Source organism: Marinibacterium sp. SX1 (genome assembly GCF_050389775.1).
Classification (GTDB): domain Bacteria; phylum Pseudomonadota; class Alphaproteobacteria; order Rhodobacterales; family Rhodobacteraceae; genus Marinibacterium.
In genome coordinates this window covers 3251939-3269947 of record NZ_CP177144.1, presented here as the reverse complement: position 1 = coordinate 3269947, position 18009 = coordinate 3251939, and the positions used below count along the sequence as shown (strand labels likewise).

Genomic DNA, 18009 nt, shown 5'->3' with positions numbered 1-18009 from the left:
GCGGCATGACCAGCACGCGGATCGCCGGCAAGGGCCGGCTTATCGACAGCGGCCAGACGCTTCCCTTCACCTTCGACGGCAAGCGCCTGACCGGCCATCCCGGCGATACCCTGGCCTCGGCCCTGCTGGCGGCGGGCCAGCTGGTGATGGGCCGGTCGTTCAAGTACCACCGCCCGCGCGGGCCGGTGGCGGCCGGACCCGAAGAGCCCAACGCCCTGGTCGGGCTGGGCGAGGGCGCGCGGTTCGAACCGAACCAGCGGGCGACGACGACGCCGCTGTTCAACGGGCTGGTCGCCCAGTCGCAGAACCGCTGGCCGTCGCTCGACTTCGACATCGGGGCGATCAATGCCCGGCTGTCGCGCTTCCTGCCGGCAGGGTTCTATTACAAGACCTTCATGTATCCGCGCGAATTCTGGAAGGACATCTACGAGCCCTTCATCCGCAAGGCCGCCGGTCTGGGCCAGGCGCCGACCGAAGCCGACCCGGACAGCTATGAACATGTCCACGTGCATACCGACATCGTCATCCTGGGCGGTGGCGTGGCCGGCCTGCAGGCCGCGCTGACCGCGGCCTCGGGTGGCGCGCGGGTGCTGCTGATGGAACAATCGCCCCATTGGGGCGGGCGCGTGCTGAGCGATGGCGGCGAGATCGACGGGATGGAGGCGGCCGACTGGGTCGACCAGACAATCGCCGCGCTGTCCGCGATGGAAAACGTCACCCTGCGGCTCAACTGCATGGGCTCGGGCGTCTACGATCACGGCTACGTGCTGGGCTATGAGCGGCTGCGCGACGACAGCCCGACCTTGCCCGGCCCGCGCCACCGGCTGTGGCGCATCCGCGCCGGCCGGGTGATCACGGCGACCGGGGCGATCGAACGGCCGCTGTCCTTTGCGGGCAACGACCTGCCGGGGGTCATGCTGGCCTCGGCCATGCGCGACTACCTCGAACTCTACGGCGTGGCGGTCGGCCAGCGGGTTGTCGTGGTGACCAACAATGACGATGCCTATCGCACGGCCATCGCCCTGAAATCCGCCGGCATCGAGGTGCCGCTGATCGTCGACGCCCGCCCGCTGGGCGGGGGCGAGCTGGCCGCGCAGGCCGCGGCCCTGGGCATCGAGATCGAGACCGGCCGGGCCATTGCCATGGTCAAGGGTTCGGGCCGGGTGGAAAAGGTCATGATCTGCTCGCAGGATGGGGCCGGCGGGGCGGTCGAGCGCGAGCTGGCCTGTGATGCCGTTGCCATGTCGGGCGGCTGGTCACCGGTGGTGCACCTGTGGTCCCATTGCGGCGGCAAGCTGATCTGGGACGAGGCCGCGGCCATGTTCCGCCCCGATCCCAAGCGCCCGCCGACCGGCGCCGATGGCGAAGGTTTCGTCCTGCCCGCCGGGGCGGCCAATGGCGAACTGGCCCTGGGCGACGTGCTGGGTTGCGGCCATGATGCCGGGCGCAATGCCGCCCGCGAGATCGGCAAGGCCGCACGCACGCGCCGCCGCCCGGTGGCGGCCAACGCGCCCGAGACGCCGATCCGCCCGGTCTGGATGATGCCCGCCGCGGCCGGCCACGACCTGCGGGCCAAGGCCTGGCTGGATTACCAGAACGACGTCAAGGTCTCGGATGTGAACCTGGCCGCGCAGGAAGGCTATCAGAGCGTCGAGCACACCAAGCGCTACACCACGCTGGGCATGGCCACGGATCAGGGAAAGCTGAGCAATATCAACGGTCTGGCCGTGCTTTCTGCGGCATTGGATCAGGATATCCCGACCACGGGCACCACCACGTTCCGCCCGCCGTACACGCCGATCTCGATGGGCGCGATTGCCGGCGAGGCGCGCGGCCCGGTGTTCCAGCCGCTGCGCAAGACGCCGATGCATGGCTGGCACGAGGCCCATGGCGCCGATTTCGAGCCGGTCGGCCAGTGGCGCCGGCCCTATGCCTATCCGCGGCCCGGCGAGACGGTGCATGACGCTGTCACGCGCGAGGTGAAGAACGTCCGAAAAGGTGTTGGAATCCTTGATGCTTCCACCCTGGGCAAGATCCTGGTCAAGGGTCCCGATGCCGGCCGGTTCCTCGACATGATGTACACCAACATGATGTCGACGCTGAAACCGGGCCGCTGCCGCTATGGGCTGATGTGCAACGAAAACGGCTTCCTCATGGATGACGGTGTCGTGGCGCGGATCGACGAGGACACCTGGCTGTGTCACACGACGACCGGCGGGGCCGAGCATATCCATGCCCACATGGAGGAATGGCTGCAGACCGAATGGTGGGACTGGAAGGTCTGGACGGCCAACCTGACCGAGCAATATGCCCAGATCGCCGTGGTCGGCCCGCGGGCGCGCACGGTGCTGGAAAGCCTGGGCGGCATGGCCCTGCACAGCCAGGCGTTGCCCTTCATGGCCTGGGCTGATGGCCAGCTGGCCGGGTTCGACGTGCGGGTCTTCCGCATTTCCTTCTCGGGTGAACTCAGCTTCGAGATTGCCGTCAAGGCGGGCCAGGGCCAGGCGCTGTGGGACCGCATTGTCGAGGCCGGCGCGGCCCATGACATCCAGCCCTACGGCACCGAGGCGCTGCACGTGCTGCGGGCCGAGAAGGGCTATATCATGATCGGCGACGAGACCGACGGCACGGTGATCCCCCAGGACCTGGGGCTGAACTGGGCGATCTCGAAGAAGAAGGACGATTTCATCGGCAAGCGCGGGCAGGAACGGGTGCACATGACCGATCCCGACCGTTGGAAGCTGGTCGGCCTGCTGGCCCATGACGATGCCGTCCTGCCCGACGGGGCCTATGCCGTGGCCGAGGGCAAGAACGCCAACGGCCAGCGCAACGTGCAGGGGCGGGTGACCTCGTCCTATTACTCGCCGACGCTGGGCCGGGGCATTGCCATGGGGCTGGTGCTGAACGGGCCCGACCGCATGGGCGAGGTGCTCAGCTTCCCGGGCACCGACGGCAAACCCTACCGGGCCGAGATCACCGACCCGGTGTTTTACGACAAGGACGGAGGCAAGCTCCATGGCTGAGGCAGTCAACGAGACCGGCATCGCCGAGATCGGGACCGTGGCGGGGCAGGGCATGATTGCCCTGCGCGGCGACAAGGACGCGGCCGCGGTGCTGAAAGAGGCCGCCGACCGCCTGGGCGTGGCGATGCCCGGGCCGCTGGAAGGGCGGTTCAAGGACGAGGCCGGGCTGTTGTGGATGTCGCCCGACGAGCTGCTGGCGCTGTGCCCGGCGGCGGATCTTGCCGGCCATCTCGATGCCCTGGGCGCGGCGATGGCCGGGCATCACGCCATGGCGCTGGACGTGTCGGACATGCGCGTGCGGTTCACGGTCTCGGGGCCGCTGGCCCGCGAGGTGCTGGCCAAGATCTGCCCGCTCGACATGTCGCCGGAGGGGTTCACCCCGGGCATGGTGCGGCGGACCAAGCTGGGCCAGGTGGCCGGGGCGATCTGGCTGGGCAAGGACGGGGTCTTTCACGTGATCTGCTTCCGCTCGGTCGGCGATTACGTCCATGACCTGCTGCGGATTGCCGCCCAGCCGGGCTCCGAAGTGCACCTGTTCACCCCGCCGGCAGCCTGAACCGGTTGACGTTGCGCAACCCTCGGGCCTTTGGTCTTTCATGCCGGGTCCGGGGTGCCTACTCCTTGCGGGGTTAATGCAACTGCAGGGAGTATGTCACATGAACATGGTGCGTTCCGGGGCCGGGCTGGCCACGATGGTTCTGGCCGGATCGATGATGCTGGGCACGGCGGCCGCGGCGCAGGTTTCGGCCTTCAGCTGCAAGATGTCGAATTACGGCCGGGGCTATGGCAACAGCGACGAGATGTTCCTGCAGCTGGACGAAAGCCGAAATCTTGCCGTGGTTTACGACGGTCTGATCCATAATTACCACGACAAGAAGCCGATCGTCGAACGCTATACCAAGAGCGGCAATGGCCGGTACGAGATCCACTATGGGCTGGACATGAAGTTCAAGGGCAACCTGTCGTCCCGGGCCGATTTCGCCGTGCGGTATTTCGCTGACCGCAGGGAAATCCTGGTCAGTGTCAACTATGCCGGGGCCGACAACCAGGGCATGGGCGGCCGGGGCAAATGCCAGCCGACCAAGACCGTGCCGGCGGGCTGATCGCCGGCTGCGCGGGGGATGTTTCGGGGCGTGACGCGGGATGGAGGCCAGGCGCCGAGCGCCGCCAGATCCCCGGCCAATTGACCCGGAGCGCTCCGCACCCGAGGGGCCCCGGATTTTTCGAAAAATCCGGGCGCGGGCGGTGGGCTCAGCCCTTGAGCAGCAGCGTGTCGAACCGGTCCAGCGTGGCACCGTCGCGCAGCTCGGCCGGGTCGACCGGCTCGCCGTCGGGGCGCTGCCACCGGGCGTAGAACCCCAGCGCATCGACCAGCGCCCGCATCCGGCCGGCGCGCTCGTCGGCGGCCAGCCAGGGCGCATGGGTCGACAGCAAAAGGGCAGGGCGCTGCGCCTCGAGCCAGCCTGCCATCTGGGGCACCAACCCGAATTCCGCTCCTTCGACATCGATCTTGGCCAGCCCGACACCCGACAGGTCGCGGGCATCGGCGAAGGTCTGCCAATCCATCGTCACCACGTCCGACCCGGCCTCGCCGCCGGGATTGAGCAGGCTGGTCGTGCTGTCACCCCGTTCGCCCCGCATCCCGGCCATGCGCATCACGCCGACCCGGTCGGCCAGCGCCAGGGGCAGGGCCGAGACGTTTTCCATGGCGTTGAGCTCGACGTTCCAGGACAGGGCGCGAAAGGCCACCGGATCGGGTTCCAGCGCGATCACCCGCCGGGCATGGCGCGCGCCATACAGCACCGTCGGACCGATCCAGGCGCCGATGTCGAGGTAATCGCAATCCGGCGTCAGATGGGCGGCGAGGGTGGCAAAGGTCTCGGGTTCCCACCGGCCCGCCGCGGCCTTGCGCCAGAATGTCGAATGATAGGGGTCCAGCCGGAACCTCTGCCCGGCCAGATCCGTTTCCAGATAGCCACGCGCCCGGTAAAGGGTCTTGCGCAATGATGTCCACATGCCTGCTCTGCCACCGCTGGTTTGTCACCGGACATGTCGCCCGGACCATTTCTTAGCGCAAGCCTTGACCTGCCGCGGCCATGGCCGCATGTACCTGTCAGCCAATTCATTAACTGGGGAGGCCCAAATGGCTTTCGAACTTCCTGATCTTCCTTATGCCCACGACGCACTTGCCGACAAGGGCATGTCCAAGGAAACGCTGGAGTTTCACCACGACATCCACCACAAGGCCTATGTCGACAACGGCAACAAGGCGATCGCCGGCACCGAATGGGAAGGCAAGTCGGTGGAAGAGATCATCAAGGGCACCTATGATCCTTCGGCCGTTGCCCAGAACGGCATCTTCAACAACGCATCGCAGTTCTGGAACCACAACCAGTTCTGGGAAATGATGGGCCCGGGCGCCTCGGCCATGCCGGGTGAGCTGGAAAAAGCCCTGGTCGAAGCCTTTGGCTCGGTCGACGAGTTCAAATCGCAGTTCTCCGCTGCCGGCGCCGGCCAGTTCGGCTCGGGCTGGGCCTGGCTGGTCAAGGACACCGACGGTTCGCTCAAGGTCACCAAGACCGAAAACGGCGTGAACCCGCTGTGCTTCGGCCAGACCGCTCTGCTGGGCTGCGACGTGTGGGAACATTCCTACTACATCGACTTCCGCAACAAGCGCCCGGCCTACCTGACCAACTTCCTGGACAACCTGGTGAACTGGGAAAACGTCGCCAGCCGGATGTGATCGGCATGTCCCCCAACGGGACAATCGACAACAACGGGAAAGGCCTGCCGGATGCCCCGGCAGGCCTTTTTCAGAAGCTGTGGCAAGGGCTTGTCGCCCCGCGCCAAAAGCTGATCACGCGCAGCTGGCGCATTGCGCCCCGGGGTTGGACCCGACCGATGCGCGTGGTGATGATCTCTGATCTGCACATGGGCGCGCCCTACATGCCGCTGGCCCGGCTGGACGAGGTGATCGCCCGGGCGCAGGCGCTGTCGCCCGACCTGGTGCTGCTGCCCGGCGATCTGACACCGGGGCCCAGCATGGCCCGCACCATCACCCCGCCGCTCGAAGAGATCGCCACCCGGCTGGCCCGGCTGAGCGCACCGCTTGGCACCTTTGCCGTGCTGGGCAACCACGATTGGTGGGAAGACCCGGCCGCCCAGGCCCGCGAGGCCGGGCCGGTGGAAACCGGGCAGGCCCTGCAGGACGCGGGCATTACGGTGCTGACGAACAGCGCCTGCGAGCTGGCCAACGGGGTCTGGCTGGCCGGGCTGGACAGCCAGGAGGCGATCTATCGCAGCAAGCGCGAGTTCATCGGCCGCGACGACCTGGATGCGGCCCTGTCGGGCGTGCCCGAGGGCGCGCCGACACTGCTGCTGGCCCACGAACCCCAGGTCTTTGCCCGGGTGCCCGACAACGTGGCCGTGACCTTTTCCGGCCACACCCATGGCGGCCAGATCCGGGTCTTCGGCCATGCGCCGGTTTTGCCGCGGGCGATCGACCGGCGGTTTGTCTTCGGACATATCACCGACGGGCCGCGCCACCTGGTGATCTCGTCAGGTGTGGGCTATTCCAAGATGCCCCTGCGCATCGGCACACCGCCCGAGGTCACCCTGGTCGAGCTCATCGCCCAAGGCACCGCCGGCGGGGCGGGCTGAGCCGCCCTCAGGCCAGCTCCGCGCGCAGGATGTCCATCGCCGCTTCGGGCGTGTCTGCCGATTGCAGGAAGCCGCGCAACGAGGCATCGGCAAAGCCTTCGGCGACCACGTGATCGACCAGGCCCAGAAAGGGCGTCCAGAACCCGTCGGTGTTCAGCACGACGATGGGCTTGCCATGCAGGCCCAGCTGGCGCCAGGTCAGCGCCTCGAAGATCTCGTCCAGCGATCCCGCGCCGCCGGGCAGCAGCACGACGGCATCGGCATTCATCAGCATGACCTTCTTGCGCTCGTGCATCGTCTCGGTGATCACGAAACGCGTCAGGTCGGTCTTGCCGACTTCCAGCTGCATCAGGTGGGTGGGAATCACCCCGAAGGTCTCGCCCCCCGCGGATTGGGCCGCCCGGGCGACTTCGCCCATCAGCCCGACATCGCCCGCGCCATAGACCAGCCGCCAGCCAGCGCCGGCCAGGGCCTGGCCGAATCCCTTGGCGGCTTCGGCATAGGCCGGGTTTCGGCCGGGGCGGGAACCGCAATAGACACAGACGGATTTGGGCGCCATGTTCTGTCCTTGTTCATGTCAGCAACAGGTGGGATTAATCTCCGCGACGGATGCGCCCGGATTTTGACCGCAGATTGCCCCGTTGATACAATGGCTTCAACCCGGGACGGGATGACCCGGCAAAAGTTGAGGCACCCGGGCCGGGGATGTGTGGCGCAGGCCGCATGGCAACGGTGACCGGGCGCCGCGGGTTTACGGCAGCGCCGCGCCCCGTACTGACGGGGCACGCGCCGTAGGATACGGACGGCGGATGCCGTGCGAGACTGGCGGCAGGTGCCGCATGGGGACAGCTGCGGGCCGGGCGTGATCCGGGCCTGTTTGGGCATGGGAAAGGACAAGGATGGCGGTCAGGACCGGCTTTTTCGGGATGGGGCCCGCGGCCAGCATGGCTGTGGCCGTGGCCGGGCTGGCCGTTGTGGGCCTTGTCGGGCGCGACGTCTACCTGCGCGGCCAGGTCCAGCCGGCCGTTGTGTCGGACCCTGCCGCAAGCGCCGGCGCCCCGCAAGCCGGTGAGGCCCCGGCCGATCCGCCTGCGCCTGTTTCCGCCGATGGCGCATCCGACTCTTCCACCGGGGCCAGTGGCAACAGCCCGGGCACCACGATACCCGCCGATACCGCCCGTGCCACGACAACCGACAACACGGCCGATACCAGCTCTGACGGCACCATCGACACCCCGAACGCCGAACCCGCCGTCCAGCCGGGCCCCACCGACACCGCCGCCAATGAGGCGCCCGCGCTCGCCGCTCCCCGGTTCGACCTGGTCCGCGTCGACCCCGACGGCACCACGGTCATTGCCGGCACCGGCCCGGCCGGCGCCACGGCCATCCTGCATCTCGACGACGTCGAGCTTGACAGCACCGTGATCGACACGTCGGGCAAGTTCGCCGCCTTCCTGTCGCTCGACCCTTCCGATCAGCCGCGCCTGCTGACCCTCCTGGCCCGGCTGGGCGATGCCCAGGCCTGGTCCGAGGATCGCATCATCCTGGCCCCCATGCCCCGGCCGGCACCCGAAACGCTGGCCGCCGCGGGTCCCGGCACCGCCCAACCGGGGCCGGCCACCATGTCCGCCGACCCGGCCGAACCCGACAGCCGCCCCGCCACGGGCGCCACATCCCTGCCCACAGCCGCCGAAGGCGGCGCCCCCGTCATCCCGGCCGCCCGGCCCGAAGGGCCCGAGGCCGCCCTGGCCGACGCCAGCCGCGGCGCCGATCCCCAGACCGCCCCACGCCCGGTGACCGCCGACACCCCAGCCAGTCCCGATGCACCCGCGGCGCCAGACACACCCGGCCAGGAGCCCAGCGATTTCGCGGCCCCCCCCGCGCCCCAGACCCCGGCCGCCGTGGCCGTCCTGCGCGCCGGCGCCGATGGTGTCGAACTGCTGCGCCCGGGCACGCCCCAGCGCCCCGAGGCGCTCGACCGCCTGTCGCTCGACACGATCAGCTACACCGACGGCGGCGAGGTCCTGCTGTCCGGCAGGGCCCCCGAAGGCGCGGCCGTGCGTGTCTATATCGACAATGTCGCCGTGGCCGACCTGCCCATCGGCGATGACGGCCGCTGGCAGGGCGAGGTCACCGGCGTGCGCCCCGGCGTCTACACCCTGCGCCTCGACCAGCTGGCCGTCGATGGCCAGGTCGGAGGACGCCTGGAAACCCCGTTCAAACGCGAAGCCCCGGCCGTGCTCGCCGCCGCCCGGGACGACAGCCAATCCGCCGCCGCCTCGATCGCCGCGGTCACCGTCCAGCGCGGTGACACGCTCTGGGCCATTTCCCAGGACCGCTACGGCTCGGGCTTCCTCTACGTCAAGGTTTTCGAGGCCAATCGGGACAACATCCGCGATCCCGACCTCATCTACCCCGGCCAGGTCTTCGCCATCCCCAACTGACCGGCCCCCGGCAGCGCCACCCTTCCAATACCCGCCGGCCGGCTCAGCCAGCGAACGAGGCTACTGGCCCGCCAAACAACGCACACCGCTCTCCATCTACGCCCGACCTCCTGCTTCTTTCTCTTCTCAAATATCCGGCCGTCCACCTCCGCCCGCACCGTCCCCCGGCAAGGGCTACCCCCCAAACCACCGCACACGGCTCCCCACCCAGGCCCGACCTCCTGCTTCTTTCTCTTCTCAAATATCCGGCCGTCCACCTCCGCCCGCACCGTCCCCCGGCAAGGGCTACCCCCCAAACCACCGCACATCACTCCCCACCCAGGCCCGACCTCCTGCTTCTTTCTCTTCCCAAATATCCGGCCGTCCACCTCCGCCCGCACCGTCCCCGGGCATGGGCCACTGCCTTCACACTGGCCTTCCTCCGCCCCGCCGCCTATGTCTGAACCCTCATCAGCCATCCCCGGAAGCCGCCCATGACCGACGCCAGCACAGCCGCCCAGGACCGCCGCGCCGGGCTGCGGGTGATCCGCGATGTCGCGCCCTATCTCTGGCCTCCGGGCGAGCCCAACATCCGCATGCGCGTGGCCCTGGCCATGGCCGCCCTGATCTGCACCAAGCTCGTCGCCGTCGTGACCCCGCTCTTCTACAAGAGCGCCGTCGACGCCCTGGCCAAGGATGGCGGCGTGCCGATCCTGGCGCTTGGCGCGGTCGGGCTGACCCTGGCCTACGGCCTGTCGCGCCTGATGCAGGTCGGGTTCGAACAACTCCGCGACCTGCTCTTTGCCCGGGTCTCGCAACAGGCCCTGCGCCGGTTGGCCCTGCGCACCTTCCGCCACATCCACGCCCTGTCCTTGCGCTATCACGTCACCCGTCGTACCGGCGCGCTCAGCCGGGTGATGGACCGGGGCGTCAAGGGCGTGGCCTTCCTGCTCCGCTTCCTGCTGTTTTCCATCGGCCCGCTGGTGCTCGAACTGGTGCTGATCTGCGCGATCATCGTCGGGGTCTTCGACTGGCGGTTCCTCGTGGTCCTGGTCGGCACCTTCGGCGCCTATGTCTGGTTCACCTTCGCCGTCACCGAATGGCGCGTGAAGATCCGCAAGGTCATGAACGACCAGGACAACGAAGCCTCGCAGCGCGCCATCGACAGCCTGCTGAATTTCGAGACCGTCAAGTACTTCGGCGCCGAACGGCGCGAGGCCGACCGCTATGACCAGGCCATGGCCGGCTATGAAGAAGCCGCCATCCGCACGGCCTATTCGCTCAGCGCCATCAATGCCGGCCAGGCCTTGATCATCAATGCCGGACTGGTCACGGTCATGGTCATGGCCGCCCGGGGCGTCGAGGCCGGCACCTACACCGTCGGCGATTTCGTCATGGTCAACGCCTACATGATGCAGATCATCGGCCCGCTCAATTTCCTGGGCTTCGTCTACCGCGAGATCCGCCAGGCCCTGGTCGACATGGGCCAGATGTTCGACCTGCTCGAACAGCCGTCCGAGATCACCGACAAGCCCGGCGCCCCTCCGCTCGTGATCCGCGACGGCCGGATCGAGCTGCAGGACGTGCATTTTCACTACGAGCCCGAGCGCGAGATCCTCAAGGGGGTCAGCTTTGCCGTCGAGGGCGGGCGTACCATGGCCATCGTCGGCGCGACGGGCTCGGGCAAGTCGACCCTCGGCCGGCTGCTCTTTCGGTTCTACGATGTCACCGGCGGGGCGCTGCGGATCGACGGCCAGGACCTGCGCGATGTCACCCAGGACAGCCTGCATGCGGCCATCGGCGTGGTGCCCCAGGACACGGTGCTGTTCAACGACACGATCCGCTACAACATTGCCTATGGCCGGGCCGATGCCACCCAGGCCGATATCGAGGCCGCCGCCCGGGCGGCCCAGATCCACGACTTTGTCCAGGGCCTGCCCGAGGGCTACGACACCCGCGTCGGCGAACGCGGGCTGAAACTGTCCGGCGGCGAGAAGCAACGCGTGGGCATTGCCCGTGCGCTGCTCAAGAACCCGCCGATCCTGCTGCTGGACGAGGCTACCTCGGCCCTGGACACGGATACCGAACAGGAAATCAAGGGCGCCCTGCGCCGCGCCGGCGAAGGCCGCACGGTGGTGACCATCGCCCACCGCCTGTCGACCATCGCCGAGGCCGACCGGATCATAGTCCTGGAACAAGGCGAGATCGTCGAACAGGGCACCCATGCCGACCTTCTGGCCCGGCGTGGGCGCTATGCCCAGCTGTGGGACCGACAACAGGCCGAAGACGCCGCCTGACCGCCGCCCTTGCCGGAAGGCTTGCCAAGTGGATGGGACAAGGCCGGGTATTTAAGACCAAGAAGAAGCAGGGGCGCGCGCTTGTGTCTTCTTCTTGGTCCCAAATACCCGGCGGGCCATCAGCCTGAGGCGCACGGCCGGACAAGGGCGGGCCCTTGCCACGGGCGGCGCCATGGCTGACACTCGGCGCGGTCACCTGTCATTCAGCCCTGCGAGTATCTCCATGCGCCTTTTCATGTCCCTTGCCCTTGGTTCCGCGCTCTGGCTGGCGGGTTGCGACGTGCCGGTCGAACCGGGCCGGCCCGAGGGCCCGGCCTCCCTGGCGCTTTTCGGTCAGGGCTATCCCGGGCCGGGCGATCCGTGTCTCCAGGCCGGCGAGACCGAGGTGACCAATCCCTTCATGGACGATGACGCCATCCTGATTGCCTGTCCGCCGGGCATCGACGCCCAGGTCCTGCCCAATTCGCTCGACGCGATCTGGATGGGAGAGGTCGACAACTGGACGGTCTTTTCCGTCCGCCGCTGATCCGGATCCCGCCCATTTGCGCTTGGCCCGAGGGCTTGTTAGGGTCCGGCCATGTGCCACCGCATCCTTGCGGTGGTCGGGCCCTGCCGTCGTGGCAGGGGCCCGGGCGGGTCGCCATGGCGGCCCGACGGACGACCGAGCACCCGTGACGAAGCGGCCTCGGCAAATTCATACCAATCCAGAGGACAGACCATGACCCAAGCCGCCAAGGCCGGAGACACGTTGCGTATCCATTACACGGGCCGTCTGAACGACGGCACCGTCTTCGATCAATCCGCGGGCCGCGAACCGCTGGGCTTCATCCTGGGCTCGGGGGAGATCATCCCCGGGCTGGAAAAGGGTGTCGTCGGCATGGAAGTGGGCGAGACCCGCGCCGTGACCATCGCGCCCGAAGAGGCCTATGGCCCGCGGGACGACGCCAAGATCCAGGCCGTCCCGCGCGACGCCATCCCCGATCACATCCCCACCGATCCCGGCACCCAGCTGGAGGTCACCACCCAGGACGGCCAGACCATGCCCGTCGTCGTGGCCGGTACCTCCGACAGCCATGTCACGCTGGATGCCAACCATCCGCTGGCCGGCCAGGTTCTGAACTTCGACGTCACCCTGGTCGAGATCGCCTGATCAACGGGTCGGCGCCGCGGAGATGATCCGCGGCGCCGGCGCATTATACGCCCCACGGCCTGGCCCGTGCCGAGACGGCCCGGAAGGGCCGGTGAGGGCGGCCGCTTATTCGGCCGCCTTGAGCGGCGGTGAGATGGCCGGCGATCCGGCGGTGTCATCGCCCTCGCGCTCGTCGCCCCACAGGATCTCGGGGATCTTCGCCTTGCGCGCCGCCCGGCGCAGCGCCCAGTCGCGCGCTGCCCGGCTGGACCGGCCCATCGACAGCCGCGCCAGCAGCGTGGCGAACCAGCCCACGTAGGTCGCGAACCACACCCGGATCGCCAGCAGCGACGGCGTCACCACCAGCGTCAGCACCGTGGCCACGCCCAGCCCGAAGACCACCGCCGTGGCCAGCTGTTTCCACCACAGCGCCGTCGGGCTGTCGATCGTGTAACCGCCCTGGATGAAATCCAGCGAAATCCCGAACATCATCGGCGCCAGCCCCGCCATCGTCGTGATCGTCGTCAGCAGCACCGGCCGGATGCGGCTCTCGGTGGTGTAGATGATCGCCTCGATCCGCGGCATGTAGCGCGAATATTCCTGGTAGGTGTCGATCAGCACGATGTTGTTGTTCACCACGATCCCGGCCAGGGCCACGATCCCCGTGCCCGTCATGATGATCGAGAACGGCTGCTGCATGACCATCATCCCGATCAGAACGCCGGTCGTCGACAGCACCACCGCCAGCAGAACCAGCACCGAATTGTAGATCGAGTTGAACTGGGCCAGCAGGATGATGAACATCAGCCCCAGCGCCGCGGCAAAGGCCGAGGACAGGAAGGCCTCGCTTTCCGCCTGTTCCTCCTGGTCGCCGGTCCATTCCCAGCTGACGGACGCGGGCAGGGGATCGCTGTCGAGCCATTCGGTCAGCACGGCGATACGCTCGTTGGCATTGATCGGCACGAAACGCGCCCCATCGTCCAACGCTGTTTCCAGCGCCGCGACATCCTCGGCCCCGGTCAGCGCGACCAACGCGTAATCGGTGCCGTTGGGTGCGGTGAACAGCCGGTCGGGCGTGCCGTCGACCATCGCGGCATCCTTGACCACGGCCAGCCGCTGTTCGCCACCGTCGGGCCCGGTGGTCACCACCTTGGCCAGCCCCGGCGCCACGTCGGCCTTGACGTCATAGAACCGCTGCTGGTCGACCCGGCTGATCGTGGCCAGCTTGGGCACGGGCTGGCGGGTGATGAAATTGGACAGCGGCACAAGGCCCTGCGTCGTGCGCACCTTCAGGCTGTCCAGCGTCGACAGCACCCGGTCCTCGCGCGGCAGGCGCACGCGGATCTCGATTTCCTCGTCCGAACTGTCGACGCGCATCGTGTCCAGCAGGATGCCCCGCGTGACCAGCTGGACCATCGCGCCCACGCTGGCCACGTCGGCGCCATAGCGCCCGGCCTTTTCGACATCGACATCGATCTGCCAGTCGATGCCCGGCAGGGGCAGGGTGTCCTCGACCTGGATCAGGCCGGGCGTGGCATCGAACCGGGCGCGGGCCTGTTCGGTGGCCGTGACCAGCGGGTCCCAGCCATCGGCCTTGATACGCAGGTGCACCGGCTTGGCCGAGGCCGGCCCGCCGGTCAGCGGCAGGATCTCGGTCTGGATGCCGGGGATCTGCGCCAGCCGCGCTTCGAGCTGGTCGATCACCAGGTCGCCATCGAACCGCGGATCGGCGATCTCGCGGTCCAGCACGCCATCGATGATCGGCTCGGACAGTTTCGGCCGGTCTTCCCAGGGCAGGATCTCGAACTGGATCTGGCCCACGGTGTCGGCCGGGGCTTCGGAACCGCCGGTGTTCTGGTTCAGCCCGCCTTCGCCGGCAAAGGAGAACACGTTGATCACCGCCGGATGGCTGCCGATGACCTCTTCGGCCCGGCGCACCAGCCGGTCGGCCTCGGCCAGCGACAGGTTGCCCCGCGCCCTGACATAGGCCGTGGCCTGTTCCGGTTCGGTCTCGACGAAGAATTCCACGCCCAGCTGGTTCTCGCCATAGGCCTGGAACACGGCCATGACCCCCATGAAGACCACCACGACCGTGACGATCGGCATGATCGGATTGCCGGCAATGGCCGTGATCAGCCAGCCCAGCGGGGTGCGGTGATGGCCGGCCCGGGGGGGGCGTTCGCGCCGTTCGATCCGGGCCGCGCCAAGGGTGACCGAGGCCGAAAAGGCAAAGACCAGGAACAGCAGCCCGCCGAACAGCGAGCCCATCGTCGGCGACACCGCGCCGGCCGGCAGCAGGTAGGCCGGGTTCAGCACCTGCATCGCGCTCAGGAACAGCCCGTATAGCGCCAGCGGCACCAGCGCGGCCCGCACGACCCAGGGCAGGCGGGCGCGCAGGGCGTCCGAGGCCCAGCCGAACGTGCGCGAGATCCGCCCCGTCACCCCGCCCATGACCGGGAGGTAGACCAGCGCCACGACCAGCGAGGCCGACAGCACGAAGATCAGCGTGACCGGCAGCATGCCCATGAATTCACCGGCCACGCCGGGCCAGAACAGCATCGGCAGGAAGGCACAGAGGGTTGTCGCGGTGGACGACACGATGGGCCAGAACATCCGCTGCGCCGCCTCGACATAGGCATGCATCGGGCCCGAGCCTTCCTTGATCCGCTTGTCGGCATATTCGACGACGACAATCGCGCCATCGACCAGCATGCCCACGGCCAGGATCAGGCCGAACATCACGATGTTGGAAATCGACACGCCCATCATCGCCAGCAGGGCAAAGCACAGCAGGAAGGACGTCGGGATGGCAAAGCCCACCAGCAGCGCCGCCCGGGTGCCAAGCGCCGACAGCACGACGATCATGACCAGCGCGATGGCCGTCAGCACCGAGCCTTCCAGCTGGCTGACCATGGACGCCACCTGCCGGCTCTGGTCGTTGGACGTGCCCAGGTCGACCGCCGCGCGCAGCTGCGGCGGCCAGTCGGTCCGCGCGTCTGCCAGCTCGGCCTTCACCTGGTCGACCGTGTCGATCAGGTTGTAGCCCTTGCGCTTGACCACCTGCAGGGCAACCGTGTCGTCGCCGTTGAACCGGGCCGTGCCCTCGCGGTCCTCGAAGGTGAAATTGACCTGGGCTAGGTCGCCCAGCGTGATCACCCGGTCGCCGTTGGTCTTGACCGGCAGGCGGTAGATGTCGCTGACATCCTTGAAGTTCGACGGGATCTTGACGCCGAAACTGCCCTGTTCGGTCTCGTAATCGCCGGTGGCGATCAGCTGGTTGTTGTTCTGCACCACGTTGATCAGCTCGGCGGCCGTCACGTTGTAGGCTTCCAGCCGCAGCGGATCGATCAGCACCTCGACCATCTCGTCGCGATTGCCCGCGATGCCGGCCTCAAGCACCGAATCAAGGCCTTCCAGCCGGTCCTGCAGCTCCTTGGCGATGCGCGCCATGGTCCGTTCGGGCACCGGGCCGGTCAGGTTGACGATGACGATCGGGAATTCCGAGAAATTGATCTCGTTGATCGTGTATTGCTCGGCGCCTTCGGGGAAATCGGCCGAGGCCGAGTTCATCGCGTCGCGCACGTCGGCCATGGTCGAGGTCTTGTCCCAGCCGAATTCGAATTCCAGCGCCACCCCGGCATAGCCCTCGGCCGCCGTGGCCGTCATCTTGTCCAGCCCGTCGATATCGGCCAGCTCGGTTTCCATCGGCTTGACCAGCAGGCTTTCGGCATCCTCGGCGGAAATCCCGGGGAAGGGGACCGAGACAAAGAGCGCCGGGATCTCGATATCCGGCTCGCCTTCCTTGGGCAGGCTGACATAGCAGAAGCCGCCGATCAGCAGCGACAACACGATGAAGGCAATGACCATCCGCGCCCGCGACGCGGCCCAGTCGACGATTCCCGTCATGGCTGATCTTCCCCGTCGCTCTCGTCTTCATAGCTGACTGCCACCTTCAGGCCGGCGGTCACGAAATCCTGGCCCACGACGATCACGTCGGCCTCTTCGGTCGGGCCGGTCACCCAGATCCCGTCGACATCGTCGCGCAGGACGGTGATCGGCTGGAACTGCACGATGCCTTCCCAGTCGACGATCCGCACGCCCAGCTTGCCGTCATTGTTCAGCGTCAGCGCCGATTGGGGCAGGCGGTGCGCCCGGGTGCCTTCCGAGGCGACGGCGATCTCGGCGGTCTGGCCGTCGCGGATGGCCAGGTCGGCATTGTCGACCGACACCTCGACCGAAAAGGTCCGCGTGACCGGATCGGCCGACCGGCTGATGAACGACACCGTGCCTTCCGCCGCGCCGCCATCGGCCAGCCGGGCCGTGGCCGTTGCGCCCATGCTGACCCGGTTGACCTGGGTTTCGGGCACGTAGCCCACCAGTTTCATCGGATCGAGCTGGATCACCGTGCCGCAGATCCCGCCGGCGGCCAGGAACGAGCCCAGCTCGGCCGTGTCGCTTTCCAGGTAGCCCGCAAAGGGCGCCCGGATGGTCAGCCGCTCGATTTCCTTCTCGGCAAAGGCCACCTGGGCCTGGGCCGATTCGATTCCCGTCTGCGCGCTTTCCAGCCCGGCCTCGGCCGCGGCCACCGCCGCTTCGGCCGAGCGGATCGTCGCCCGCGCCCCGGCCAGCCGGATATCCGAGGCATAACCGCCTTCCGAGAGTTTCTGTGCCGCGTTCAGATCGATCCGCGCCTGTTCCAGCACTGCCTCGGCCTCGATCCGCCGGGCCTCGCTTTCGGGAATGCGGCTTTGCGCCAGCGACAGCTGGGCCTTGGCATCGGCCAGCGTCACATGGCGCGTGCCCGGGTCCAGGACACAGAGTTCCTGGCCTTCCTCGACCCGCGCGCCCTTGCGCAGCGGCTCGGACATCACCACGGCCGAGGTTTCGGCCGGCACGGCCACCTCGCGCATGGCCTGGGTCTCGCCGCGCAGGATCACCGCGCTGTCGACCGGCTGGGCGACCGAACGGCGCACCACCACGCCCATCGCCGGCGGCGTGTCGTCGCCGGGCACCGCCGCGTCGGCGGCCGTCTTCATATTCTCTGCAGAATTGTCCTGTGCAATGCCGGTATCACCCGCGGGGGCGTCGGCCCCGTCCTGGGTTGCCTCGGTCGCCGGGTCGGTCCCGCGCGCAAAGGCCAGGAGCTTGTCGCGCTCCAGAACCAGGAAATACAGGGCTACCGTCACCACCAGCGCCGTCAGAGTGGGGATCAATCGCATGCCATAGCCTCTTCGTCACTCATCACAGCCCTACCCGGCTGGCCTCATGTCAGGCGATATATGGCGAGCATATTCTGAACTGACCAGTTCAGATCAACATATTTCCCGATTTTTTCGCCCCGATGTGGCGCGATCCCGTCATCCGTGCCCCTTGGCTTGGCATTTTCGCCGCGATATAGCGGGCGCAACGCCACCACGGCGGGCCTGCGGATCGCCGTCGGGGCCGCGACCGGGGGCAGGGCCGCCGATGCGACGGGC

The 18009-nt window shown here is 67.8% G+C and carries 13 protein-coding genes; 9 read left to right on the top strand and 4 right to left on the bottom strand.

The genetic code is table 11. The annotated features are described in order from the left end of the window. The first annotated feature begins 5 nt into the window (after positions 1–5). From ACK3BB_RS14770 to ACK3BB_RS14760, 3 genes are all read left to right on the top strand, one after another. Entirely contained in the window at positions 6–3023 is a 3018-nt protein-coding gene (locus ACK3BB_RS14770; protein ID WP_428925405.1) for a sarcosine oxidase subunit alpha family protein, read from the top strand. Next, on the top strand, positions 3016–3579 hold the full coding sequence (locus ACK3BB_RS14765; RefSeq protein WP_428925404.1) for a sarcosine oxidase subunit gamma: 564 nt from the start codon (positions 3016–3018) through the stop codon (positions 3577–3579). The genes ACK3BB_RS14770 and ACK3BB_RS14765 overlap by 8 nt, the downstream gene beginning before the upstream one ends. 100 nt (positions 3580–3679) lie before the next feature. Further along, positions 3680–4126 carry a hypothetical protein gene (locus ACK3BB_RS14760; RefSeq protein WP_428925403.1) on the top strand — a complete coding sequence of 149 codons (447 nt, stop codon included), beginning with the start codon at positions 3680–3682 and terminating at the stop codon, positions 4124–4126. 148 nt (positions 4127–4274) lie between these two features. Here the strand turns inward: ACK3BB_RS14760 and ACK3BB_RS14755 are convergent, their stop codons facing one another. Further along, positions 4275–5039, bottom strand: coding sequence for an FkbM family methyltransferase (locus ACK3BB_RS14755; RefSeq protein ID WP_428925402.1), 765 nt, complete (start codon positions 5037–5039; stop codon positions 4275–4277). 127 nt (positions 5040–5166) lie between these two features. Here ACK3BB_RS14755 and ACK3BB_RS14750 point away from each other — a divergent pair, with 127 nt between their 5' ends. Together ACK3BB_RS14750 and ACK3BB_RS14745 are read left to right on the top strand one after the other, a co-directional pair. After that, positions 5167–5766, top strand: a complete 600-nt coding sequence (locus ACK3BB_RS14750; protein WP_428925401.1) for a superoxide dismutase — start codon at positions 5167–5169, stop codon at positions 5764–5766. A gap of 158 nt (positions 5767–5924) precedes the next feature. Next, positions 5925–6683, top strand: a complete 759-nt coding sequence (locus tag ACK3BB_RS14745) for a metallophosphoesterase (protein ID WP_428925400.1) — start codon at positions 5925–5927, stop codon at positions 6681–6683. Between the two features lie 7 nt (positions 6684–6690). Here ACK3BB_RS14745 and ACK3BB_RS14740 read toward each other — a convergent pair whose 3' ends face one another. Then, positions 6691–7242, bottom strand: coding sequence for a TIGR00730 family Rossman fold protein (locus ACK3BB_RS14740; protein WP_428925399.1), 552 nt, complete (start codon positions 7240–7242; stop codon positions 6691–6693). 340 nt (positions 7243–7582) lie between these two features. Between ACK3BB_RS14740 and ACK3BB_RS14735 the strand changes: the two genes are divergently transcribed. The 4 genes from ACK3BB_RS14735 to ACK3BB_RS14720 all read left to right on the top strand — a co-directional run bounded on the left by ACK3BB_RS14735 (position 7583) and on the right by ACK3BB_RS14720 (position 12553). Further along, complete coding sequence (locus ACK3BB_RS14735) at positions 7583–9127, top strand: LysM peptidoglycan-binding domain-containing protein (protein ID WP_428925398.1); 1545 nt, start codon at positions 7583–7585, stop codon at positions 9125–9127. Positions 9128–9600: 473 nt separating this feature from the next. Beyond that, a complete protein-coding gene (locus tag ACK3BB_RS14730) occupies positions 9601–11403 on the top strand; it encodes an ABCB family ABC transporter ATP-binding protein/permease (RefSeq protein WP_428925397.1) in 1803 nt (600 codons plus the stop codon). Between the two features lie 235 nt (positions 11404–11638). Further along, positions 11639–11929: a hypothetical protein gene (locus tag ACK3BB_RS14725; protein WP_428925396.1), complete on the top strand. Its 291-nt coding sequence runs from the start codon at positions 11639–11641 to the stop codon at positions 11927–11929. Positions 11930–12121: 192 nt separating this feature from the next. Continuing rightward, a complete protein-coding gene (locus ACK3BB_RS14720) occupies positions 12122–12553 on the top strand; it encodes an FKBP-type peptidyl-prolyl cis-trans isomerase (RefSeq protein ID WP_428925395.1) in 432 nt (143 codons plus the stop codon). 105 nt (positions 12554–12658) lie between these two features. Here ACK3BB_RS14720 and ACK3BB_RS14715 read toward each other — a convergent pair whose 3' ends face one another. Beyond that, entirely contained in the window at positions 12659–16438 is a 3780-nt protein-coding gene (locus tag ACK3BB_RS14715; protein WP_428925394.1) for an efflux RND transporter permease subunit, read from the bottom strand. Then, positions 16435–17751, bottom strand: coding sequence for an efflux RND transporter periplasmic adaptor subunit (locus ACK3BB_RS14710; protein WP_428925393.1), 1317 nt, complete (start codon positions 17749–17751; stop codon positions 16435–16437). Before ACK3BB_RS14710 ends, ACK3BB_RS14715 begins: the two co-directional genes overlap by 4 nt. Between the last annotated feature and the right edge of the window lie 258 nt (positions 17752–18009).